This window comes from Lysinibacillus sp. ZYM-1 (assembly GCF_001308875.1).
Taxonomy (GTDB): domain Bacteria; phylum Bacillota; class Bacilli; order Bacillales_A; family Planococcaceae; genus Lysinibacillus.
The window spans coordinates 16,361-40,717 of sequence record NZ_KQ465125.1 but is presented as its reverse complement, the minus strand read 5'-3'; the positions used below and the strand labels follow the sequence as shown (position 1 = coordinate 40,717).

Sequence of the window (24,357 nt, the reverse complement as noted above, 5' to 3'; positions counted from 1 at the left end):
TTTGCCCTAAACTATTTATGGATAGCTATGAATACTTGACTAATAGAACAAGTATGGCAAAAATGGCATAAACAGCTCCGAAGTTCTTTTCATAGGGAAATTTAAGAATTGTTTAAGACAATAAAAAAAGCTAGTCCTGATAGTTAATACAGGGCTAGCGTTTCTTATTAAAGAGAGTGGATTGTTGCAAAGTAAGGTGCTTGACCGTGACGGAAATAGGTTAAAAGATAGCCATCTTTTTGTACAATTTTGCCATCAAGGAAATCTTGGTAATTAAGAGCATGAGGGATAACCAATGTATGCTTAAACAGCTCTTTCTCAGATAGATTAAAGCCTGCAAATTCCTCACCTGCAATAGCTGGATTTTCACGTAGGGCCTGGTATATTACTTTTTGTTTTTCTACTGTTGGACGTTCCTTCCACCATAATTTACGTGGTTGGAATTGCTGAGCCATCAGATAATCCAACTGCATTAAGCCCTTAATTATGTTTAAATTAGCGCCGTCCACAGTTTCTAAAAACATTAATAAACGTCGGAATAAATCTTCTAACTGATGACCAATACGAGACCATCCCTTAGTTTCCCAATACGTACCAAAGCTTTGGAAAAAGTCAAATGGTGTATCAAAGACTTGGGTAACTAAGTATTCGATTGTACGATCCATACGATGATCATTCCAATATTTCTCTAGAACATCCTCTGCATGTTTGATGCGAACAATATCATCAAATGTGAGGACATTATTTGAAAAGATTTCATAAGGGGCTAGATCTACGTAGGTATAACCAAACTTCTCTGCTTCTACTCGAAGTCCTGTACCACGTAAAAGTTTTAAAAACCCAAGCTGAAGTTCTTCTGGTCGCATGGCAAAAACATCATTAAATGTTTGACGAAAGCTTGCGTAATCCTCCTCTGGTAACCCTGCTATTAAATCTAAATGTTGATCGATTTTTCCGCCTTCTTTAACCATGGTCACTGTTCGTTTTAGCTTTTCAAAGTTTTGACGACGTTGAACAAGTGTATTTGTTAAATCATTTGTCGACTGAACACCGATTTCGAAGCGGAACAAACCACTTGGTGCATTGTCATTTAAAAATTGAATAACCTCAGGACGCATAATATCGGCGGTAATTTCAAACTGGAATACAACACCAGGTTTATGTTCATCAATTAAAAACTGGAACATCTCCATGGCATAGCTACGACTTATATTAAAAGTGCGGTCCACAAATTTTATTGTTCTAGCGCCATTATCCATTAGGAATCGAATATCTTCTTTTATTTTTTCACGGTTAAAGTATCGAACACCTACTTCTATAGAAGATAAACAGAATTGGCAGCTAAATGGACAGCCTCTACTTGTTTCAATGTACTGAATCCGTTTCCCAAGATGGGGAAGATCCTCTTCGAAACGAAACGGACTCGCTAATTCACGCAAATCAATTTTAGGTGGTTGAGCGTGAATCTTAACTTTTCCATCCTCCAAATAGCAAATTCCAGGAACATCCTCCAGTAATATTTCACCGTGTAAATAGCGTAACAATTGTTTAAATGACGTTTCTCCTTCGCCCATCACAATGAAATCTACTTCAGGGATACGGCGTAACCAATGGTGAGAATCATAAGATACCTCAGGTCCTCCGAGCAAAATTTTAACATTTGGACAGACCGTTTTTAGCATTTTAATAACGTGAATCGTTTCTTCGATATTCCAGATATAACAACTAAATCCAACGATATCAGGTTTTTTTTGGAATAAATCTGATACAATATTAAAAGCAGGATCTTTAATTGTATACTCTGCTATAATTGGATTAAATTCAGGTGAAGCGGCACCTTTTAAATAGCGTAATGCTAGATTTGTGTGTATATACTTTGCATTTAAAGTAGTTAAAATAGTATTCATGCAATAATCTTCCTTTCAACATCTAATTGTATCAGTCAAGTATCTGACATACAATATAATTCTTTTTACCTATTTATTTTGTGAACGGTTCGTGAAATAATTTAAAATACTTAAATTTACTAAATTTTGTAATAATAGAATCGTGCTGTCATAAAGTATAGTAAAGGCTCAAAATTCGATTTAGAGGTTTTTTACTCTTTTGAAAGGTTCGGTGAGAAAGTTGAAGCAAAATGATATTAATCAATGTTTTGGAAATCTTATGAAAAGTACTTCGTCACCAACACTTATACTCAATAAAGCAGGGAAAATTTTGAACGTCAATGAGGCTGCTATCAAACTTTTTAATCTTAATTTAACGTATATTGGCTATTTGGCAATGGACGAGCCTTCTAATTTTAAATGGACTAAGTTCGTCAAACAATTACAAAATGATTTACGATCGGAAGAAATTTTCAATATTCGCACAGCTGGAAATGAATACGAAATGTTATCTTTTAAATGTTTCTATGACCCAAATACAGAGGAAATTGTTGCGCAAATTTCAACTCTAAATGATGATGTCGCCCATAAATTATACATTAGTCAAGAGCATGAGAGATCCCAATCTTTTAATGCATACGATTACTTACCATATGCTGTTATTGTAAGTGATGCTAGTGGTATTATTCTTGGGCTTAATAAGTATGCAGAGATGTTTCTAAAAGTAGAAAGTTCACAGCTGCTCCATAAAGCCCATCAACATATATTTGATTTATTTACATTGAAAAAAGGGCAGATCACATCATACCTTTCTAAGTTAATGGGTGAAAAACATGCAAGTATTCACGTTGTCGATGAAACACAAGTAAGTAGAACTTGCTATTATGAAATTTCCAGTATCTTTGATGAATACAATAATATTATTGTCACTGTTATTAACGATGAAACAGAAAAGAAGCAACTTCAGCATAAAGTTGAGCATCAACAAGCTTTAAATGTTGTTGGACAAATGGCAGCGAGTATTGCTCATGAAATTCGCAACCCATTAACTTCATTAAAAGGATTTACTGATTTATTAAAGATAAATGCCGATGATGAATCACGCATGTATCTCTCTGTCATTGATAGTGAGCTTCAAAGAATGGAACAAATTTTATCAGAGCTTTTAGTATTGTCCAAGCCGTCAACTATGAAAGTGGAGTTATTAGAACTAGATCATATCGTGAAACAAGTCATTGAGTTCATGCTACCAGATGCTCTCATGAAAAATATTATGATTCAGTACATTTCAACTTCAAATCAAGTATATATTGGCGGAAATGAAAATCGATTAAAGCAAGTGTTAATGAATCTCATCAAAAATGCGATGGAATCCATGAATAATGGCGGTACGATTACTGTAGAAATGACAACAAATGACTGCGCGATTGTTGAACTTACGATCAAAGACGAAGGTGTTGGCATGGATAGCACAACCCTTCAAAACCTATTCCAGCCTTTTTACACGACAAAATCAACAGGGACAGGACTGGGCCTTGCTTTCGTGAAAAAAGTTATAGAAGAGCATGATGGAGTAATAGGTGTTAATAGTGAATTACAGAAGGGGACATGCTTCCATCTGCAGTTCCCGATCTATACATTTAATCAAGTGGATACAATGGAAATGGAAGTATCCACAAAAGATTCTGCCTATTTAGTAACATAAAGAGAGTAAAAATGGTTGCATAACAACAATATAACCTTCTAAATCAAATAATGCTTTTGACAATGCTTTTCTAATATCGCTATAATGTCAAGTATAAAGAGCGAAGTGAGAGGAAAAGAATATGACGTCAGAAGACCTAAAACAATCTTTAAAATTATATATTGTATTGTCACGTGCACTTAAAGCTATCAATGAGACAACACATCAATTAATTCAGGATAATGGTTTAAACCCAACTGAATTTGCTGTTCTAGAGCTTCTTTATCATAAAGGAAGACAACCTTTACAGCAAATCGGCAATAAAATTTTACTTGCCAGTGGGTCTATTACGTATGTCATTGATAAGCTTGAAAAAAGAGGCTATTTATTACGTGTATCTTGTCCTTCAGATCGTCGTGTGACTTATGCTGAAATTACTGATGAAGGTGAAGCATTTATGGCGGAACTATTCCCAAAACACGAGCAGCATTTGCATGAAATAATGAGCGTACTTTCTTCAGAAGAAAAAGAGCAAGCTATTACGTTATTAAAGAAAATAGGACTTTCTATTAAGGATTTATCTTATTAAAAAAGTTGTCTCATTAATTTGAGACAACTTTTTTTATCATGTAAAAAAAGAAAGACGTATGTGGCAAAGATCCAACATCTTATAGCTCAGTAATTGACAAAATAGAAGGACTATAGACAGGGCATTGTCTATAGTCCTTCATGGATTACGAATTATTATTTTTTAGAAATAGTTGCTGCCATGTTCAGCATTGCATCTGTTAAATCTTGCTTATCATTATCGTGAATTGTTAATTTTGTAATGATACCATCTTTTTCAAAAACAACCCCAAGTACTTTCTCTGTATCAAAGTCTACAACATAACCTTCAATATTTTGAACATCTTTGAATACAGCTAATTCATCAGTAGTTAAAGCTACTGTTTCACCTACAGCATTCATATAATCTTGCATAGTTGTTTTTACTTCAGTAAAGCTTGATTGTGATGCCTCAATTGTTTCGATACGCATAAACACTTCATCATCATCATTAGATACTAACATATCTTTTCCTGGCTCTTCTTGTGTCAAAGTGAATCCTGGAAGCTGTTGTAGCTTATAGCTTTGGTCAACACTTTTAGATTCAGTTGCCTTTTCAGTTTTATCTACACCATTTTGTTTATAAGTCACATCTTTTTGTGGCTGTTTGGAAGCATCCTCTGTATTTGTTTCATTTGATGCAGGTGTATCATCTTCCTCTTGTGTCTCACCTGCTGTTTCATCGCCAGATGGTTTTTGATCGGCAGCAGTATTTGACGGCTCATTTTGTTGAGCATCTGAATCCCCTGTTTTTTCAGAGGTATTACAACCCACAACTAATACAGCTGTTAATAATAATGCAAGAATAGAAAATAATTTTTTTTGCATAAAAAACCCTCCTTTTCTAAATTAAACGTTAGTAAAGCTAAAATGTTTCCAAATAATAATGTTATGATGTTAAAGGCAACACTAAAAATAATAATAGTACAAAAACAACATGAGCTACAATAACAAGTGGCATACTTTTCCGCCATTCATACAAGAAGCCCCAAATAATACTTGTCACAAGTGCAGCAACCACACCTAAGATAAAACCACTTAGGGCAATGGAAATTGCACATAAAACTGCAGTAACGAGGACAGCTAAAGTTGGGCGCATAAAGCGTTTTAATTGTTGCTGAATGTAACCACGCCAAAATAATTCTTCACCAATGGCAACAATAAAAACAAGTAAAGCATAGTGCCAAATATTTTGCGGTCCATAGTTTGTTAAAAATTTATGAACAGATTGTACTAAGTTATTATTAATATATGGAGCAAGCCAGTAACCGATGCGAATAACACCATATGTGATGGTACCGTACCCAATACCAAAGAGTAAAAATTGCCATGTAGGTAATTGATCTTCAATCGAACCAGCTAATATGGCAATGGCAATACATACTAGTAAAGTAAATGCATACATGTACCAAAATACTGCTTGGTTAGCAAAGGTAAAAGCAAGCATGCCATAAACGAATAATAGAGAAAGGAGTAATAGTATTGTTTGTTTCGAATTTGTTAGCATATTCGACCTCCATGCTTTAATTTTATCAAAAAAAAAGCCCCATATCATCTATAAAGATAAATAGGGACTATTCAGACTATTAAGCTTCATTAGTATATAAAATTTTGTAACGTTTATGATTGACGACCGTTTTCTCTTCAATTTCAAGGGATTCAAAATTCTCCATATATGATAAATTAACGATTACCGAATTTTCATTTACCTTTTCGACAATACCTTGGAGACCATTTTTAAATTCGATAATATTTCCAACTTCAGCTATTTTCACAGACAGTCAGCTCCTTCATCGACTAATAATATACAGTTTGCATGAAAAATTGGTAAACGTAAAGCTTTTTTTAAATAATTCATAATTTTACACAAAAGATTTAAAAGAAAGGAATAAAACAAATGGAAAAATACGAAAATATGCTTAAACAATTACAAAACGGGGAAATAGGAAGTATCGAAATTCAAAAGGAAGAATTTTACGAATTTCGCGAAATACTTGTAATGCATCCTTTATTTAAACACTTTAGGGGTGAGGCCAAGCAAAATGGACGGATTATCTATACTTACAACGAAATCCCAAGAAGTTAATTTGTCGAACATTGTCGTAAGTTAATGCTGTAAGAAATGAAATATAAATGTATAATAATGGTATGATTATTTGTGTGTGGAGGGTTGTATGAATGGTCAATCTACTCTTGAAACAAATGGAACAAACTCGTGAGATGATGATTCGCTCAGGTGTAGAGAACGGGTTACAAAATGCTAAAACCATTCAACTGAGTCGCAGATTAGATCAGTTAATGAATACTTATTATAGACAGACCGCATTTTTTGATGAAGAAAAAGACCGAGACGAATAAAAAGATTGTTCCAGTATTCAGAGTAATAAACATTTTAAAAATATATGTTTAAAATGCATTTCATTGGGGAAAAACTAACTATGAACACAGCAACATTCTCATTTCCCCCTTTAGAGCAGTGATCCCCCAATCACTTGCTCTCTTTTTTTTGCTTATTCGGTATATATGCAAGCCATATATTTTTTAGTACAAGTTGTAGGAAGAATTTGAATTATTTTATTTATTCGCCTAAACTGAAAGGATAAAGTCACTTAGTGAAACGATTCTAACTTTTATGACAAAGGAGTATGTACATATGAAAAAAGAACGTATTGCATTTATTGGAACTGGCGTGATGGGGGCTAGTATTATAAAACATTTATTGAAAAATGGCCATGAGGTGACAGTGTATACTCGAACAAAAGAGAAAGCAGAGTCACTAGTAGCATTAGGGGCAGCATGGGCCAGTTCACCAGCAGAAGCATTTAGAAATCAAGAAATTGCATTTACAATGGTTGGTTACCCTTCAGATGTTGAGGAAGTTTATTTTGGAGATAGTGGTCTTTTCAAAACAGCTGAACCTGGCAACCTTATCATTGATATGACGACTTCTGAGCCTTCTTTAGCCAAAAAAATTTATGAGCATGCTCAATCTATTGGTGTGGAGGCTTTAGATGCACCTGTATCGGGTGGTGATATCGGTGCGCAAAATGGGACATTGTCCATTATGATTGGTGGCAATTTAGCAGCTTATGATAAAGTTTTACCGCTGATGAAGCATTTTGGGGGAAATATTGTTTATCAGGGTGAAGCAGGTGCTGGGCAGCATACGAAGATGTGTAATCAAATTGCCATAGCTTCAGGTATGATTGGGGTATGCGAATCACTTGCTTATGGTCTCAAGGCAGGACTGGATTTACCAACTGTGTTGCAGTCAATTGCATCAGGTGCAGCAGGTTCATGGTCTCTAAGTAACTTAGCACCACGAATGATTAAAGAAGACTTTGCCCCAGGTTTTTATATCAAACATTTTGTAAAGGATATGAAAATAGCTTTGGATGAATCCAAGAAAATGGGAATCACTTTACCAGGATTAGCGTTAGTCTATGAAATGTATGGAAAATTGGTCGAAGAGGGCTATGGCGAAAATGGTACACAGGCTCTTCTTCAGCATTATAAATAATCAACATTAATATGGATAAAAGAAAACCTGAAGTATCTCAATTTGGAGAGACTTCAGGTTTTTTTTACTCTTTCCCAAAAAGTTGGGCGTCTAATGAAAAGCTAGAAGCACCAGCTAGAGTGAAGTATAGGGCAATTGCACCCAAAGCTAAATCTAATTCGTAACCAGCTAGTCCATCAGCTCCAATAAAGCCAATGCTAAGCTTAGCTGTGAAAATGGCAACAATCATAGTAATTGTTAGTAATGCGCCGAAAATTCTTGTTGCTAAGCCTAAAATAAGGGCAATTCCTCCAACTAATTCAATAATCGCAACGATATACGCCATAAATCCTGGTATACCTAAACTATCAAAAAAGTCTGCAGTGTAGCTGATTCCTCCTTGAAACTTTTGAAAACCATGCACAGCAAAAATAATGCCGAGAACGACACGTAAAATAGTTGAACCAATGTTTTGCATTATAAAGTAGCTCCTTTTCTTTAACTTACAATTCGTAACCTAGTGTATTTTTAAAAACGACTTTTGTCAAGTAACTAAATGTATTTTAAGAACTGAGTGAATAAAAAAGTGATATACTGTTGTATATGAACTACTAACAATGGAGGCATGTACCGTGGATCAAAAAAAAATTTGTCCTCGATTTGAAAAGGCACTAAAAATTTTAAATCATCGTTGGAATACTTTGCTTATTTATCAGTTATTAGATGGTCCTCAGCGGTATTCAACTATTAAAAAACAGTTAAATATAAGCAGCCGCGTATTAACCGAGCGATTAAAGGAGCTAGAGACCGAGGAAATTTTGCTACGCACTGTCATTCCTACTACACCAGTCGTCATTGAGTATGAGCTTACGGAAAAGGGATATGCACTTGCACCAGTGCTAAAGGCAATTGAACAATGGTCTTCTGACTGGGTAACGATAACCAAAGATTAATAAAAAAGATATCCAAGTGAGGGGCTTGGATATCTTTTTTGTTTTTCCTAGAGAAGGCTTGACAAAGGTTCATATTAATGGATCTTTTAGCAGTTATGTTTCAATGAATTTACTGTTATATTGTAAATAATATTAATTTTCTTTAAAAAAAGGTATTTTTTATTACGAAGAGAAATTAATGGATTATTATAGAGAATGTAAGGGAGGGTTTTATGAAAAAGAGTCCAGCAATAGATGTCCAGCATCGAAGTCAGTTAGCGATATACTTATCATTACCGATACTTTCATGGGCTTTCTATGATTTTGCCAATACGATTTTTTCTTCAAATATTAATACGATTTTTTTCCCGTTTTATATGGATGAGGTGTTAGGGACAAATGAAGTCATGCAACAAGTAGCGAGTACCTTTATTTCGTACGCTAATGCTATTGCCAGCTTATTGCTTGTAATATTCTCTCCACTTTTCGGGGTATGGATTGATAACACTGGCTATAAAAAGAGATTTATTGTCTGGTTTGCTTCCATTTCCATTTTGTTTACTTTTATGATGGGGATATTTGCTAATCTACAGACAACAACTCATTACTCAGGCGTACCACTTAGTCTGTTTTTAGTGGTGGCAAGTTTTGTGATTGCAAAGTTTTTCTTTAATTCCAGTCTAGTATTCTATGATTCAATGATGGGGGATTTAGGAACGAAAGAAGAAATGCCACTGATTTCTGGCTATGGTGTTGCAATTGGGTATCTGGGTACACTTTTTGGATTACTCGTTTATTTGTATGTAGGCAGCAGTGATTTTCATCGTGCATTTATACCAACGGCAATATTGTATTTATTATTCTCACTGCCGTTATTTTTGATTAATAAAGATACACCAATCCCAAAATCACAGCGGAAGTCCATGAAATTTTTTGATGGCTATAAAGAAATTATTCAAACATTCAAGGATATGAAGCAATATAAGGCGATCTTTACTTTTATGATAGCTTATTTCTTTTTGAATGATGCCATCGCTACTACGATTGCTATGATGGCTGTATATGCCACTGCCATTGTTGGTTTTAGTTCTGGTCAATTTATCATTCTTTATTTGGTCTCAACTGTCTCAACGATTATTGGCTCTTTGGCATTTGGTTATATTACAAAATCAATAGGTGCTAAACGTGCCATTACGATGGTAGCACTGATTATGATTGTCGCTTTGGTGTTTGCTGTTTTTGCAACAGCACAATGGATGTTTTGGCTTGCTGGTAGTCTATTTGGTATATCACTTGGTTCTATGTGGGTAACATCTAGGACCTATATTATTGAATTGTCACCAGACGAGAAACGTGGACAGTTTTTTGGGTTGTTTGCTTTTTCAGGGAAAGTATCATCCATTATCGGACCAGCCGTATATGGGACAGTTACTTTGTGGATGAAGGATTATGGTACTCTTGCTAGCCGTGTCGCATTATCAACGTTAATTGTGATGACAGTTATCGGCCTATTGGTACATCTAAAAGTTAATGATAAAAATGGAAATAGCAAGTAGGAGAAATGTATTGCCTATGATACAATTGAATTATAAATAGAAGTAGAGAAAGGAGCGGGATTGCATTGGAACATAAAGGAATATTATTAGAAAGTGGCACAAATGAGCTAGAGATTGTTGAATTTGAAGTGGCTAACAATAAATTTGGTATCAATGTTATTAAAGTAAAAGAAATCATTCAACCGATCCCAGTAACATTTATTCCACACGCGCACCCGCATGTAGAAGGAATCATTCAATTACGAGGTGAAGTATTACCAGTTGTGGATATGTTACGAGTATTAGGAATTCAAGGCACTGAGCGTAATCCACAACAAAAATATATTGTTGCTGAATTTAATAAGCAACGTGTAGTGTTCCATGTGGATAACGTGACACAAATTCATCGTATATCTTGGAATCAAATTGAAAAACCTTCAGATATGTATCAAGGTGGAACATCACAAGTAATTGGCGTTATTAAACAAAATGAACAAATGATTCTACTACTCGATTTCGAAAGAATTATGGTGGATATTAATCCTGAATCGGGCATAAGTGTGGAATCTGTTAAAAAGCTAGGCAAACGTGAACGTTCTGGAAAACGTATTTTAATTGCAGAGGATTCGCCATTATTACGTAAGTTATTATTCGATACGATGAGTGAAGCTGGCTATGACAATGTTGAATTCTTTGAAAATGGCCGTGATGCTTATGAATACTTAGAAGGAATTGCGAAGAGTGGTAGTGATATTGCAGAGCATATCCAATTAGTCGTAACTGATATTGAAATGCCACAAATGGATGGTCATCATTTGACAAGAAAAATCAAAGAGCATCCAGATCTTCAAAAGCTTCCGGTTATTATTTTCTCAAGTCTAATTACTGATGATCTTCGTCATAAAGGTGATCAGGTAGGAGCAGAGGATCAAATTAGTAAGCCAGAAATTGCAGAGCTCATCCTACGCGTTGACCAATTGATTCTGTAATGATTGTGGCTTATATGATACTTCACAATTTTAATAATGGGTATCCTGAAAGTATAAATAAATGAAAGTAAAGTCGGATGCCTTTAAAGGATCCGACTTTTTGTATAGGTCTACATAATGTGAACAAAATAAATTGAAGATGTATGAAGGATGTGATTATTTGAATGAACTAAAAACAGCTATTATTGATATCGGCTCCAATACCATTCGCTTAGTGTTATATCAATACAACAATGAAGAAGGGCTTCATGAACTTGGAAATATTAAAACGGTAGCACGTTTGCGTACATATATACTACCCTCTGGAGAGATGTCTCAAGAAGGTATTCAAGTGTTAGTGGAGACTTTATTAACATTTAAAGCAATGTTAGAAGATTTTGAAGTGACAGATGTAAAAGCAGCTGCAACAGCCGCCATCCGTCAAGCAACAAATCGAGACCAAATAATTTCAGAGATGAAAGAACAAACGGGTATCCAAATTGAACTTTTATCAGAAGAAGAGGAAGCTTACTTTGGCTATGTAGCTGTTGCTTATTCCAGTGGCACAAAATCGGCAGTGACCATTGATATTGGTGGTGGTAGTACCGAAATTACGCTGTTTGAAAATAAAGAAATTCAGCAATCACACAGTTTTCCATTCGGGACAGTTTCTCTAAAGCAACGTTTTGTGAAGGGGGACATCATTAATAGCAGTGAAAAAAAGGAACTCATCGCCTTTATTAAAGAGCAATTTCAAACACTATCTTGGATTCAGAATGTTGGTTTACCAATCATTGCAATTGGCGGTAGTGCACGAAATATCGCACAAATTCATCAACAAAAGCATGACTACCCTATTGCCAGTGTCCATGGTTACGAAATGACAAAAGAAAATTTAGATGATTTAAGCTTGTTTTTAGGCCAATTAAGCTTCCAAGAATTGAAGCAACTGGATGGCCTTTCATCTGATCGTGCTGATATTATATTGCCTGCATTAGAGGTATTTAGAGTGTTGATGGACGTTGTCGGAAGCAAGTCATTCCAGCTCACTAAGAAGGGATTACGTGAGGGATTAATCATTAAACGGATCTTACAGACAGATGGGAATGCTTTTGATAAATATAACGTATTTGAAGGGAATGCCAGAAGGCTAGCTCGTCAGTATGGTCGAACTGAAAAAGAAGTTGATTATTTGATGCATTTAGCTGACCAATTGTATCGTGAATGTTGTCATCTAGGCTATTTACAATATAATGCAGAAGATTTGCAGTTATTATCGAAAGCTGCAAAGGTTTTTAACATCGGTGAATATATCGAATTAAGCTCAGCAAGCCAACATACCTTTTATTTGATTGCGAATCAATCTATTGACGGTTTAAATCACCCAGAAAGAGTCAAACTAGCCCTTCTAGCCTCCTATAAAAACAAAGATTATTTTGAACGATTTGCTGCTCCATTTAACTCATGGATGAGTCGTGAGGATTATCGAAAAATACGAGATTTTGGAGCCTTGTTGAAATTTGTCTATGCTTTAAACGTTTCTAAGCGAAATGTTGTACATGCAATTGAGATGCATCCAGAAGAAGATTATGTACAGCTCAATATTTACGTGAAAAATAATGCAGCAGCTGAAAAGTATCAAGCCAACCGACATAAAAAACATTTAGAGCGAGCATTAAAAATTCCAATGACAATCAATTTTATTGAAGAAGGGTGGAATACGGATGACAACGGAAGTAACGAATAATGAGCTAAATGAGGAAGAATTTTTAGAAAATCATAGTCGATTATTAGAGGAAATTGCGAAGCCTCAGTACTATAATAATCGAGAGTTAAGCTGGCTTGCTTTTAATGAGCGCGTGTTAGAGGAAGCGGAGGATGTCAATAATCCTCTGCTAGAGCGGTTAAAATTTTTAGCTATATTCAGCTCGAATCTTGATGAGTTTTTTATGGTGCGTGTTGCTGGACTACAAGATCAAATTCGTGCGGGTTTCCATAAACCTGAAAATAAATCTGGGTTAACACCAAAAGAACAATTAGCCAAAATTGCAGAACGTACGCAAGCATTAGTGCGTCGACAAACTGAAGTATATCGCCATTTAATCTATGATTTACTACCACAGCATAATGTACATATTGCAGACATGAAAGATTTAAATAGCACACAAAAAGCTTTTATCAATGAAATGTTTGCAGAAACTATTTTCCCAGTTCTAACACCTGTAGCAGTAGATGCGTATCGTCCCTTCCCTACATTGCTTGGGAAAACATTGAATTTACTAGTCCTTTTAGAACAGGATGAGTCAGACCTTGAAAGTCGTGAAAAGGTCGCGATCGTTCAAGTCCCATCTGTTTTAGATCGCTATATCAAAGTGCCATCTGAAGAAGGTAAAACAGTAGTTGTCTTGTTGGAGGATGTCATTGTAGCGAATATTGAGAAGCTATTTTATGGCTATAGTGTAAAATCAGCGCAAGCTTTCCGTTTAACAAGAAATGCAGATTTAACGATTCACGAAGAGGGGGCAAGGGATCTTCTCGTTGAAATTGAAAAAGAGCTGAAAAAAAGAAAATGGGGAGTCGGAAGCCGTCTTGAAGTTCGGGTTGGAGAAATGAACGAGGAAGTGCTTCTATACTTATTAGATGAATTTGAAATTGAAGAAAATGATGTTTTTCATATTGATGGTCCTTTAGATTTAACTTTTATGTTCTCTTTTGTCAAAGGCATAGCTGTTGGTCGTGAACATCTTGAGTATGAAAGCTTTATTCCACAACCACCTTTAGACTTACAATCCGATGAAAATATTTTTGAAAAAGCACTTCAACAAGATATCTTTTTCCATCATCCATATGAATCATTCGCACCAATCGTTGATTTTATCTCAGAGGCAGCAGTCAATCCGAATGTATTAGCAATTAAACAAACATTATATCGAGTAAGTGGCAATTCACCGATAATTCAAGCACTGAAGCTAGCCGCGGAAAATGGTAAACAAGTAACGGTCTTAGTTGAACTAAAGGCCAGATTTGATGAAGAAAATAATGTGCATTGGGCAAAACAGCTAGAACAAGCAGGATGCCTTGTTATTTATGGGATGAATAATTTAAAAACACACTCCAAAATCACATTAGTCGTTAGTCGTCGAAATGGTAAAATCGAACGTTTTGTTCATCTGGGGACAGGAAATTATAACGATGCCACTGCAAAAATTTATACAGATATGGGCATAATAACGACAGATAAGGAGTTTGGTATTGATGCGACAAACTTCTTTAACTATTTAAGTGGTTATACCGAAAAGCCCACATTTAATCATTTGGTCGTGGCACCTTTTGATATTCGAGACGAATTTATTCGTTTAATGGATGAAGAAATTGCTTGTCATAAAAAATACGGTAATGGTTTTATCCGTGCCAAAATGAATTCATTGACAGATAAAGATCTCATGATGAAGCTATATGAGGCTTCAATTGCTGGTGTAAAGGTAGAGCTCATTATACGTGGTATTTGTTGTATTAGACCTGGTATTCCTGGCATTAGTGATAATATTACCGTGACAAGTATAGTAGGTCGGTTCCTTGAACACTCTCGAATCTATTGGTTCCATCATCATGGGGAAAATAAAGTATATTTATCTTCAGCTGATATGATGACACGTAATATGATTAAACGTGTGGAAATTTTATTCCCTGTATATGCAAGTGAAGCAAAAACTCGTATTATTGACATAATGAACACACAATTAATGGATACTGCTAAGGCACGTATTCAAGATTCCAATGGTAAGTATCATTATAAAGATTTTGATCGTAGTGAAGATCCGTTGAATAGTCAGGAGATTTTCTTACAGGATGCATTAAAGCCTACGCTGGACGAAGAATAAAGCAAACACGCTACTTAGTGAGGGATAGAATGAAAAAATATAGAGAGAGTGTAGCGCCATTTGCAGATTATCAACAACTCATTCAAATGAATCCATTTGATGCAGTCATCTGTTTGAGAAAAGTTGATAAGAAGGCATTCGAGGTCGTTGATTTTAATGATAAACTACTATCATTTATGGAGCTGCAAGATAAGGCAGCTACGAACGCTGAACGTTTTTTTACCAAACAATGCTGGCTGCAGTTGTCGAATTTTCTAAACGAAGAAGTCCATACACAGCATGTCCTGAAATTAGGTACCGGTCTTCATGAACGAGCATTTGCGATTCATGTACAACATTTTTCTAACTCAATGGTTGCCGTTATTTTGAGAGAAATAAAAATAGAAGAAAAACCATATTTACAATATGTGGAACAGCATGTGGATCCTGTGCTAACGGTAGATTTACAAGGTCGGATTATTCATCAAAATGTTGCTGTTACCTCAGCACTATCTAAAGAGAAGCACAGCCTAATAGGACGAGATATTTTTTCATTATTGGAAAGTAAATATATTAACGAGTTTAAATTATTGTTTGCCAAAACAATTGAAGGTTCAGCTTTTGGTATGCCGAAGTGCTTATTTAAGGACCAATTGCTAAGTAAAGAGCCTTTTTACTTACGAACTCACCCAACCTATTATAATGGTGTGGTGATAGGTGTCCATCTATTTGTTAAAGATGCAAATTCATTTATGAATGATCATGAGGCATTTTATTACCTAGCCTTGATGGATGAATTGACAGGTATTTGGAATCGCAAGGCATTTAAGGAGCATTGGCTACATCATCTAAATGACAAAAAGCAGGAGCACAAGCAAGCAGCCCTTATTTTAGTGGATATTGATCGTTTTAAAAAGTTTAATGAATCCCTAGGTGAAAGTAAGGGAGATGAGCTCATGCGTATGTTTAGCCAAAGACTTAATGAGCTATGCTATTCAAAATGTTCGCTTTATCGCTATAACAGTGATGAGTTTATTTTTGTGCTAAAAGATGCAACTATTCAAAAAATTGAACTTACTGCTAATGCCATCTTGGATATTTTAAAACAGCCATTTATGATAGATGAACAAGAATATTTTATTAGCGTTTCAGTGGGTATCTCCCTTAGTCCAGCAGATGGGAAGGATTTAGAGACACTTGTAAGGAAAGCCGATAAAGCATTATTTTCTGTTAAAGAACATGGACGATCTCATTATCGTTATTATCGTGAAGATATGACAGCAATTTTCCCAAATGAAGCTTTAATGGAGGCTCATCTACGCCGTGCTATTGAATTTAATGAGCTCAGTCTCCATCTCCAACCACAGATGGATTTAACAAATAATAGTATCAACAGTTTTGAAGCTTTATTGCGATGGAATAACCGCAAATTTGGCTTTGTGTCACCTGCACAATTTATTCCTATTGCGGAGGCTTCAGGGTTAATTATTGAAATTGGTGATTGGATTATTGACGAGGTTTGTCGACATCAAAAAGAATGGCAATCGAAAGGTTATCGTCCTGTACGCATAGCTGTCAATATATCACCAAAACAGTTTAGGAAAGAAAACTTTGCCCGAAAAATAAAGGCGGCTTTGAAGAAATACGAAGTGCCACCTGAACTACTGGAAGTAGAAATAACAGAAAGCTCTATGACAAATGTTCATGAAACATTTTCGATTCTTACAGAACTGAAGCAATTAGGGGTATATGTGTCGGTAGATGACTTTGGAACAGGCTATTCATCATTAAGTTATCTGAAGCGTTACCCAATAGATATCATAAAAATCGATCAATCGTTTATTCGTGATATCGCTAAAGATGACAAAAATGAGGCTATCATTAAAGCTATTATTTCGATGTCTCATAATTTAGGGTTAGAGGTAATTGCGGAAGGAATTGAGGAGCTCATACAAGTCGATTTTCTCAAGCGCCATCATTGTCAAAAAGGACAAGGTTATTTATATAATAAACCATTACCAGTTGAAACAATTGTTCAAAAATATTTTGTCAGCTAGTTTACATGTAGCACTCATCACTAAAGAGATGAAGTGCTACTTTTTTATTTGACGCTTTTGATGCCATTCAACACAATCGCTGTAAATTGGTTCATTTCAGCAACGAGATCAAAATCTTCACTGTGGATTAACCAATCATAAACGTTGGCACGCATACAACGTTGTATGATTGCTTGAATTTTAGTAGCTGATAAATCATGTCTAAATTCACCTTGTAGTAGGCCTTCCTCGATATAAGTATTCATAATTTGAAAGATCTTGCGTTCCCGATTGATTAAATAGTGATCCTGTTTAACATGGTCTGTCATTGCAGCAGTATACACAGTGCGCAACAGGTCCTTACCCACAACATTTGTTAAATACCTCATTTGTTCCTGATACACTAATAAAATTTTTTCACTTGCTGGTAATGTATGGCCAATATTTTTTTCAACAGTGCTGTAAAAACTATCTAGTTCCTTAAATTTCTCTAAAATAACATCATATTTAGAAGGGAAATGTGTATAAAATGTACCCTTTGAAACATGACAAGTTTTTGTAATTTGTTCAACACTGACGTGTTCAAATCCAAATTTGTTAAATAAATCTAATGATGTTTTTAATAATTTATCACGCGTTTCTAATGCCTTTTTTTGTCTGCTCGTTAGTGAATCCATTGTAGCGAATTACCTCCAATATTAAGTATTGTAAAATATTTATTAATATAAAAATTCTGAAAATATAAAATTTTTAATTGACGAGATGGATTTCTTTTGATTATGATTTAATTGACCGAGGTCAATGACCGGAGTCGTTAAAATAGCTCGTTTATAATGTTACGACAAAAAATTGGAGTTGGCTAGTGTATCATCCAGCATTATTGCTGAATTTTTCAAGGATTGGGGGAGTTCTAAATGAAGGAGAAGTTAGGTTTTATCGGCTTAGGAAATATGGGATTACCAATGTCTATTAATTTATTAAAGGCAAACTATGAGGTGTATGGCTTTGATACAAATGCGAAAGCTATGGAGCAATTTACAGCAGCTGGCGGTATGGGTCTTGAGACTGCAAAGGATATTGCCATGCAATGTGATGTGGTGATGACTAGCTTGCCAACCCCTCAAATTGTAGAAATGGTGTATCTGTCAGAGCAAGGTATTTTACGTCATGCTAAGAAAGGTGCCTTACTCATTGACTTTAGTACTGTCAATCCCGACTTGAATGATTCGTTACATAAAGAAGCAAAAGTGTTGGGATTACGATATTTAGGAGCACCAGTAAGTGGTGGGGTCATAGGAGCTGTAAACGCTACCTTAACGATAATGGTTGGTGGTGACAAGGAAGATTATGAAAGTGCAACTGGAATATTCGGAATAGTCGGAAAGAATGTCTATCACCTTGGTTTATCTTCAAGTGTTGGTACTCGTCTTAAATTATTAAATAATCTAATGATTGGGTTTTATACTGAGGCTGTCGCTGAAACGATTGTACTTGGTGAAAAAATGGGGATTGATGCAGATACGTTGTATGAAGTTTTAAGTAATAGCTATGGTCAAAGTCGGATTTATGAACGTAACTATTTGGAATATATGAAAAATAACAACTATGCACCTGGCTTTTCGACGAATCTATTATTGAAAGATTTAAAGTTAGCGAAGGAAATGGCAGATGAAGCTGGAGTATCTCTTCGAATCGGCGAAAAATTGGTGGAACTTTATAGTGAAATTGCTCAGCAGGGCTATGGTGAAAATGATATGTCTGCAGCCTATTTAAGCTTAAAGGATAAATGTAAAATAGAACAACTATAAGAGGAGGAAATGATTATGACAACAGCACAAGAGGTAAAAACATTAACGCATTTTATTGGTGGACAGTTAGTAGAAGGGAAAAGTGGCCGTTTTGGTTCAGTATACAATCCAACAACAGGTGATGTCATTGCGAAGGTGCCACTGGCAACAGTAGAAGAGACACGAGAGGCTATCGAGCAAGCCCATGCTTCCTTTCCAACATGGCGTGATACATCAGTGGCTAAACGTGCAGAAATTGTCTTAAAGTTCCGTAATCTTATTACTGAGAATATGGAGGAGCTATTGCAAATTATTTGTTTAGAAAGTGGAAAAACATTGGAAGATGCGAAAGGAGAAATTACACGAGGGCTTGAATCTGTTGACTTAGCCATCGGTGCACCTCATCTCATGAAAGGGGAATACTCTGTTAATGTTGGAGGCCAAATAAACGCTTATTCTGCAAAATATCCATTGGGGGTGGTTGCGGCTATTTCACCATTTAACTTCCCAATCATGGTGCCTCTAGCTCAAACAAGTATGGCCATCGCGGTAGGAAATGCGGTTGTTTTAAAAGCATCTGAACGTGTGCCGATGACTGCTTTGTATGTTAGTGAGCTGTGGAAAAAAGCTGGCTTACCAGATGGCATTTGGACTGTCGTGAATGGTGATAAAGATGCGGTCAATGAACTTTTAGAAAACCCAACTGTGCAAGCGATTTCATTTGTAGGATCAACGCCAGTAGCCAAGTATATTTATGAAACAGGTTCTAAGTATGGAAAACGTGTAACGGCACTTGGTGGTGGGAAAAATAATATGATCGTGATGCCAGATGCAGATCTTGAACACGTTGCGAATGCCTTTATTGGGGCAGCGTATGGAGCAGCATCTCAGCGTTGTATGGCGATATCTACAATCATGCCTGTAGGCAAAGATACTGCAGATCGACTAGTGGCGATCCTAAAGGAAAAGATTACTAATCTAAAGGTAGGGCCATATACAAATCCTGATTCAGATTTCGGCCCAGTTATTTCTCAACAATCAAAAGAAGCAATACTTGCTGCAATAGATCGTGGAGAATCAGAGGGGGCGTCAATTATTTGTGATGGTCGTGAGCTGGACATTGTCAAAGAGTCTAAAGGATTCTATGTAGGACCTACATTATTAGATCATGTAAAGCCTGGTATGGAAATTTATGAGCAAGAAGTATTTGGTCCTGCTCGTAATGTTGTACGTGTAGACTCTCTGGAGGAAGCCATTGAACTCATTAATAAGCATGAGTTAGGTAATGGGGTCACTATCTTTACGAATGATGGATTAGCAGCTCGTAAATTCACAACAGAAATAGATGTCGGCATGGTAGGAGTGAATGTGCCAATTCCTATTCCAGTTGGCTACCATAACTTTGCTGGCTTTAAAGGCTCTCGTTTTGGTGAGGGACATATGTTTGGTCCAGATCAGGCGCGATTCTTTACAAAAACAAAGACAATTTCAGAACGTTGGATGGCAGGTAATGCATCCACTGCATCGACATTTGCATTCCCAAGCAATAACGATTAATACAAACAAAGAGCTGTAGCGATATACAGCTCTTTTTCTAAAATAACAGAAAGGGATGGGGTGTAATCATAGGTACAATGATGGCGATCATATTATTCTCAATAGGGATGTAGGAGGAATGTTGTATGCAAGGAAAAACAGTCTTCATTACAGGGGCCGCTCGAGGGATTGGTCTTTCCATGGCACAGGCATTTGCCGAGCAAGGGGCAAATGTAGTGATTACGGATAAAAACGAACAGCTTTTAAGAGAGGCCGTTGCACAAAATCCTTCCTTAACGGCTTATACATGTGATGTGACAGAAGAACAAGCTATACAAAAAGCCATTGATTTTACAATCAATCAATTTACAACGTTAGATATTTTAATCAATAATGCGGGATTTCAACATGTCTCACTTATTGAAGATTTCAAGACTGAAATTTTTGAAACCATGCAAAAAGTAATGGTGGTTGCCCCATTTATTGCGATGAAATATGCATTACCCCATATGAAGAAAAATCAATATGGTCGTATTATCAATATGGCCTCCATTAATGGTGTAATTGGATTTGCTGGTAAGGTGGGATACAATGCGGCGAAGCATGGCGTTATTGGGCTAACGAAGGTTGCCGCACTTGAGGTAGCGGAGTATGGAATTACGGTAAATGCTATTTGCCCAGGATATGTGGATACGGAATTAGTCCGTAATCAATTTAAAGATTTAGCGATAACAAGAGGAGTTCAAGTGGAAGAAGTACTTGAAGAGGTGCTCTATCCACTTGTACCGCAAAAACGGTTACTTGATGTCTCAGAAATTACAGGACTTGCTTTATATTTGGCAAGTGATTTAGCTAAAGGTTTAACTGGTCAGGCCATCCTTTTAGATGGCGGTTATACAGCTCAATAGTGTAGGAGGGAGCAAAATGATTCAAACAAAAACAATCTTTACCGTTCATTCACCAGGAACTATTGTTTATGGGCGTGATTCATTTGAAGAGGTGGGCGAGTATGCTAAAAAGCTTGGCACCAAGGCACTTATTATTAGTGATCCAATTATGGACAGCTTAGGTTTTGTGAAGCAATGTAGAAACTTCTTAAAAACACATGGACTAGAAGCGGTTTCATATCTGGGGGTGGTTACTGAGCCAGATGATACGTATGTAGGAGGAGGACTACATCTTCTACAGCAAGAAGGCTGTGATGTCATCATTTCCGTTGGTGGTGGAAGCTGCATTGATACAGGAAAGGCAATTGCAGTGGTGGCTACAAACGGCGGCTACATAGGAGATTACATGAAAATGGCAAAAATTGCAGAGCAACCCCCAATTCCACATATCGCCATTCCAACGACGGCTGGTACAGGCTCTGAAGCAACAGATGCAACTGTTATTACCAATACAAAGAGTGACGTCAAAATGATGATTAAGCAGCCTGCCTTTATGCCTTCAGTTGCTATAGTCGATCCTATTTTAACAATAACTTCACCGCCTGCAATTACAGCAGCAACAGGTATTGATGCCTTAAGCCATGCCATTGAAAGTTATTTGTCGCGTTTAGCCCATCCATATTCGAATGTACTTGCATTATCTGCCATGGATTTAATCGTCCATAACATATTGAAAGTTTATGAACAAGGTGATGATGTTGATGCGAGAGAAGCTATGTCATTAGGCTCCATGCAAGCAGGACTATCTTTCTCAAATGCTTCTGTTGCGTTAGTACATGGAATGTCTCGTCCAATCGGTGCACTATTCCATGTACCGCACGGCATTTCTAATGCGATGCTTTTACCAGCGGTTTTAGAATTCTCAAAAGAAGCTTGTATAGATCGGCTAGCAGTTTTAGGACAGTTCTTTAATAAAAGAAATGAAATATTATCACAAGAAGAGCTTGCTCATTTAGCCATAACTTCCATTAAGACACTGTGTAAACTTATGAATATAGGAAATTTAAAACAGTGGGGAATAGAGGGAGAGGCGTATTTTAAGGCTATCCCTAAAATGGCTGAAGACGCCATTGCAAGTGGTAGTCCTGGTAATAACCCAAGGATACCAACAAAAGAGGAATTAATGGAGCTATATCATATAGCATACAGCTATGAATTTTAAATATTTCGAGAGCTATTCATTATTCTGGATAGCTCTTTTAAGATTTGTTATAGAAAATAAATGAGTTATAGACAGAATTAATATGACATATCCAAGAAAATATAGTAAAATTTTAATGAATCATCATTCATTTTTAATAAAGGGGGAAATGGAATGTTGCAGGGAAAAACAATTATCATTACAGGTGGATCAAGTGGGATGGGTCTTTATATGGCGAAGCAATTCGTAGCTGAAGGTGCAAATGTTGTCATAACTGGACGCAATGAGGAACGTTTAGCAGAGGCAAAAAAATTCATTGCAGAGGCTGGTTCCTCAATTGAAACTTTCCAAATGGATGTACGAGTACCAGAACATACTGAGGCAATGCTAGCGTTTGCTGTTGAAAAATTTGGACAAGTTGATGGTCTTGTTAATAATGCGGCTGGTAATTTTATCGTACGTGCTGAGGACTTATCACCGAACGGTTGGAAGGCAGTAGTGGATATCGTGTTAAATGGTACTTTCTTCTGTTCTTCAACAGTTGGTAAGTATTGGATTGAAAATAATATAAAAGGTTCTATTCTGAACATGGTGGCCACGTATGCTTGGAATGCAGGTGCTGGTGTTATCCATTCGGCTGCAGCAAAAGCTGGCGTATTATCACTGACGAGAACATTAGCAGTAGAATGGGGAAAGCAGTATGGTATTCGCGTAAATGCTATAGCACCAGGGCCAATTGAACGAACTGGTGGTGCAGACAAACTTTGGGAGTCAGAAGCAGCTGCTGCACGTACATTAGATTCTGTTCCATTAGGTCGCACGGGTACACCCGAAGAAATAGCAGATTTAGCTACATTTATGATGTCTAACAAGGCAAGTTATATGAACGGAGAATGTGTAACACTGGATGGTGGCCAGTGGCTCAATCAATATCCATTCTAAAAATGGTTGCATAACGAAGAGCCGGATTGACGCATACTAAGGGCAAAGAAAGGAGTTTTGCTAATGGGTATGTGGTTAATACCGGCTCTTATTGCCATTGTCATTATTTCTGTTATTTCGTTTGTATCCACGCTGAAAATTGCAAAAATGACTTCTGAAAGGAAGTCTGAAAAGGATACACCGATTTCAGAAACAGTCGAAGAGTATTCAACAATGTTGAATCCAATTGTATGGGTATATGGGATATTTTTACTTTTTTTAGGGATTATGATTTTTTATTATTGGAGTAAGGCGGGCTATTAGAAATTAACCATCCTCAATCAGTTACGAAAAACCTAACTATTGAGGATGTACTTAGTTTTTGTTGATTTGCCTCATATAATTCGTTATTCCTGAAAAACTCTTCCCGTCCTGATCATGGTCATACATAGAAAAGTTGTGATATGATGAAAGGGAAGGACTGTTCTGCACAGCGAGGACAGAAAAGGAGAAGAAGTTCATGATTTCAACTAACAGCAAAGACTTATTAGCAATGCCAATTAGTGATTTTATCATTTCCTCTGAAAAAGTTGCGCATGTACAAAGTGGAAATAGTGCTGAACATGCACTCCTTGTACTAACACGTACAGGGTATTCGTCCATACCTGTATTAGATTTGAAATATCGGCTTCAAGGTTTACTGAGCATGAAAATGATAACGGAATCGATTCTAGGACTCGAACATATTGAGTATGAAAAGCTTCCTGATATTAAAGTTGACTCGATTATGGAAAAAGAGATCGCTGTATTAAAGTTGTCAGATACATTTCAGCGTGCTTTGGATTTAGTCATTAACCACGCATTTTTATGTGTAGTGGACGAAGATGGTACATTTGCAGGGATATTAACGAGACGTGTTATTTTAAAGCAATTGAAAAAATATATTTATCAAAAAGAGTAGTAGTTTAAGAGGGAACTCAGATGAAAATCATGAGGCCCTCTTTGCTTGTACTGGAGGT

At 36.3% G+C, this 24,357-nt stretch carries 24 protein-coding genes; 18 read left to right on the top strand and 6 right to left on the bottom strand.

The features are described from left to right. Nucleotides 1–167: 167 nt before the first annotated feature. The gene (locus AO843_RS15700) at nt 168–1,907 is read right to left on the bottom strand and encodes a B12-binding domain-containing radical SAM protein (protein WP_054612035.1); all 1,740 of its coding nucleotides are present in this window, start codon (nt 1,905–1,907) and stop codon (nt 168–170) included. A 310-nt stretch (nt 1,908–2,217) separates the two neighbouring features. Between AO843_RS15700 and AO843_RS15695 the strand changes: the two genes are divergently transcribed. Both AO843_RS15695 and AO843_RS15690 read left to right on the top strand, forming a co-directional pair. Beyond that, a complete protein-coding gene (locus AO843_RS15695; protein ID WP_231630171.1) occupies nt 2,218–3,591 on the top strand; it encodes an ATP-binding protein in 1,374 nt (457 codons plus the stop codon). Between the two features lie 121 nt (nt 3,592–3,712). Then, nucleotides 3,713–4,159: a MarR family winged helix-turn-helix transcriptional regulator gene (locus AO843_RS15690; protein ID WP_054612033.1), complete on the top strand. Its 447-nt coding sequence runs from the start codon at nt 3,713–3,715 to the stop codon at nt 4,157–4,159. A gap of 155 nt (nt 4,160–4,314) precedes the next feature. Here the strand turns inward: AO843_RS15690 and AO843_RS15685 are convergent, their stop codons facing one another. The 3 genes from AO843_RS15685 to AO843_RS15675 form a co-directional block, all read right to left on the bottom strand. After that, nucleotides 4,315–5,004 carry a hypothetical protein gene (locus AO843_RS15685; RefSeq protein WP_054612032.1) on the bottom strand — a complete coding sequence of 230 codons (690 nt, stop codon included), beginning with the start codon at nt 5,002–5,004 and terminating at the stop codon, nt 4,315–4,317. A 61-nt stretch (nt 5,005–5,065) separates the two neighbouring features. Continuing rightward, complete coding sequence (locus AO843_RS15680) at nt 5,066–5,683, bottom strand: CPBP family intramembrane glutamic endopeptidase (RefSeq protein ID WP_054612031.1); 618 nt, start codon at nt 5,681–5,683, stop codon at nt 5,066–5,068. A 79-nt stretch (nt 5,684–5,762) separates the two neighbouring features. Further along, nucleotides 5,763–5,951 carry a YkvS family protein gene (locus AO843_RS15675; RefSeq protein ID WP_054612030.1) on the bottom strand — a complete coding sequence of 63 codons (189 nt, stop codon included), beginning with the start codon at nt 5,949–5,951 and terminating at the stop codon, nt 5,763–5,765. Nucleotides 5,952–6,073: 122 nt separating this feature from the next. Here AO843_RS15675 and AO843_RS15670 point away from each other — a divergent pair, with 122 nt between their 5' ends. The 3 genes from AO843_RS15670 to AO843_RS15660 all read left to right on the top strand — a co-directional run bounded on the left by AO843_RS15670 (nt 6,074) and on the right by AO843_RS15660 (nt 7,696). Further along, the gene (locus tag AO843_RS15670; RefSeq protein WP_054612029.1) at nt 6,074–6,262 is read left to right on the top strand and encodes a hypothetical protein; all 189 of its coding nucleotides are present in this window, start codon (nt 6,074–6,076) and stop codon (nt 6,260–6,262) included. A gap of 92 nt (nt 6,263–6,354) precedes the next feature. Beyond that, on the top strand, nt 6,355–6,534 hold the full coding sequence (locus AO843_RS15665) for an aspartyl-phosphate phosphatase Spo0E family protein (protein WP_054612028.1): 180 nt from the start codon (nt 6,355–6,357) through the stop codon (nt 6,532–6,534). Nucleotides 6,535–6,829: 295 nt separating this feature from the next. Then, on the top strand, nt 6,830–7,696 hold the full coding sequence (locus AO843_RS15660; protein WP_054612027.1) for an NAD(P)-dependent oxidoreductase: 867 nt from the start codon (nt 6,830–6,832) through the stop codon (nt 7,694–7,696). Between the two features lie 64 nt (nt 7,697–7,760). Here AO843_RS15660 and AO843_RS15655 read toward each other — a convergent pair whose 3' ends face one another. Next, entirely contained in the window at nt 7,761–8,153 is a 393-nt protein-coding gene (locus AO843_RS15655) for a DoxX family protein (RefSeq protein WP_054612026.1), read from the bottom strand. A 154-nt stretch (nt 8,154–8,307) separates the two neighbouring features. On the opposite strand from AO843_RS15655, the gene AO843_RS15650 reads away from it, so the two are divergent. From AO843_RS15650 to AO843_RS15625, 6 genes are all read left to right on the top strand, one after another. Further along, a complete protein-coding gene (locus AO843_RS15650) occupies nt 8,308–8,628 on the top strand; it encodes a winged helix-turn-helix transcriptional regulator (RefSeq protein WP_054612025.1) in 321 nt (106 codons plus the stop codon). Between the two features lie 212 nt (nt 8,629–8,840). Next, nucleotides 8,841–10,163 (top strand): MFS transporter, encoded by a 1,323-nt coding sequence (locus AO843_RS15645; RefSeq protein WP_054612024.1) that lies wholly within the window; start codon nt 8,841–8,843, stop codon nt 10,161–10,163. A 65-nt stretch (nt 10,164–10,228) separates the two neighbouring features. Beyond that, nucleotides 10,229–11,131, top strand: a complete 903-nt coding sequence (locus AO843_RS15640) for a chemotaxis protein (RefSeq protein WP_054612023.1) — start codon at nt 10,229–10,231, stop codon at nt 11,129–11,131. A gap of 160 nt (nt 11,132–11,291) precedes the next feature. Continuing rightward, complete coding sequence (locus tag AO843_RS15635; RefSeq protein WP_054612022.1) at nt 11,292–12,857, top strand: Ppx/GppA family phosphatase; 1,566 nt, start codon at nt 11,292–11,294, stop codon at nt 12,855–12,857. Then, nucleotides 12,835–14,991, top strand: coding sequence for an RNA degradosome polyphosphate kinase (locus tag AO843_RS15630; protein WP_054612021.1), 2,157 nt, complete (start codon nt 12,835–12,837; stop codon nt 14,989–14,991). Before AO843_RS15635 ends, AO843_RS15630 begins: the two co-directional genes overlap by 23 nt. Nucleotides 14,992–15,020: 29 nt before the next feature. Continuing rightward, nucleotides 15,021–17,027, top strand: coding sequence for a putative bifunctional diguanylate cyclase/phosphodiesterase (locus AO843_RS15625; protein WP_054612020.1), 2,007 nt, complete (start codon nt 15,021–15,023; stop codon nt 17,025–17,027). A gap of 44 nt (nt 17,028–17,071) precedes the next feature. On the opposite strand, the gene AO843_RS15620 is transcribed toward AO843_RS15625, so the two are convergent. After that, nucleotides 17,072–17,683 carry a TetR/AcrR family transcriptional regulator gene (locus tag AO843_RS15620; RefSeq protein WP_054612019.1) on the bottom strand — a complete coding sequence of 204 codons (612 nt, stop codon included), beginning with the start codon at nt 17,681–17,683 and terminating at the stop codon, nt 17,072–17,074. A gap of 237 nt (nt 17,684–17,920) precedes the next feature. On the opposite strand from AO843_RS15620, the gene AO843_RS15615 reads away from it, so the two are divergent. From AO843_RS15615 to cbpB, 7 genes are all read left to right on the top strand, one after another. Further along, on the top strand, nt 17,921–18,814 hold the full coding sequence (locus AO843_RS15615; protein ID WP_054612018.1) for an NAD(P)-dependent oxidoreductase: 894 nt from the start codon (nt 17,921–17,923) through the stop codon (nt 18,812–18,814). A gap of 15 nt (nt 18,815–18,829) precedes the next feature. Then, entirely contained in the window at nt 18,830–20,350 is a 1,521-nt protein-coding gene (locus tag AO843_RS15610; protein WP_054612017.1) for a CoA-acylating methylmalonate-semialdehyde dehydrogenase, read from the top strand. 125 nt (nt 20,351–20,475) lie between these two features. After that, entirely contained in the window at nt 20,476–21,237 is a 762-nt protein-coding gene (locus tag AO843_RS15605; RefSeq protein ID WP_054612016.1) for a 3-hydroxybutyrate dehydrogenase, read from the top strand. Between the two features lie 16 nt (nt 21,238–21,253). Then, nucleotides 21,254–22,438 (top strand): iron-containing alcohol dehydrogenase, encoded by a 1,185-nt coding sequence (locus AO843_RS15600; protein ID WP_054612015.1) that lies wholly within the window; start codon nt 21,254–21,256, stop codon nt 22,436–22,438. Between the two features lie 153 nt (nt 22,439–22,591). After that, entirely contained in the window at nt 22,592–23,359 is a 768-nt protein-coding gene (gene fadH, locus AO843_RS15595; protein WP_054612014.1) for a 2,4-dienoyl-CoA reductase, read from the top strand. A gap of 63 nt (nt 23,360–23,422) precedes the next feature. Beyond that, nucleotides 23,423–23,662 (top strand): hypothetical protein, encoded by a 240-nt coding sequence (locus AO843_RS15590; RefSeq protein ID WP_054612013.1) that lies wholly within the window; start codon nt 23,423–23,425, stop codon nt 23,660–23,662. Nucleotides 23,663–23,858: 196 nt separating this feature from the next. Beyond that, nucleotides 23,859–24,299: a cyclic-di-AMP-binding protein CbpB gene (gene cbpB / locus AO843_RS15585; protein ID WP_008174114.1), complete on the top strand. Its 441-nt coding sequence runs from the start codon at nt 23,859–23,861 to the stop codon at nt 24,297–24,299. Nucleotides 24,300–24,357 lie beyond the last annotated feature (58 nt).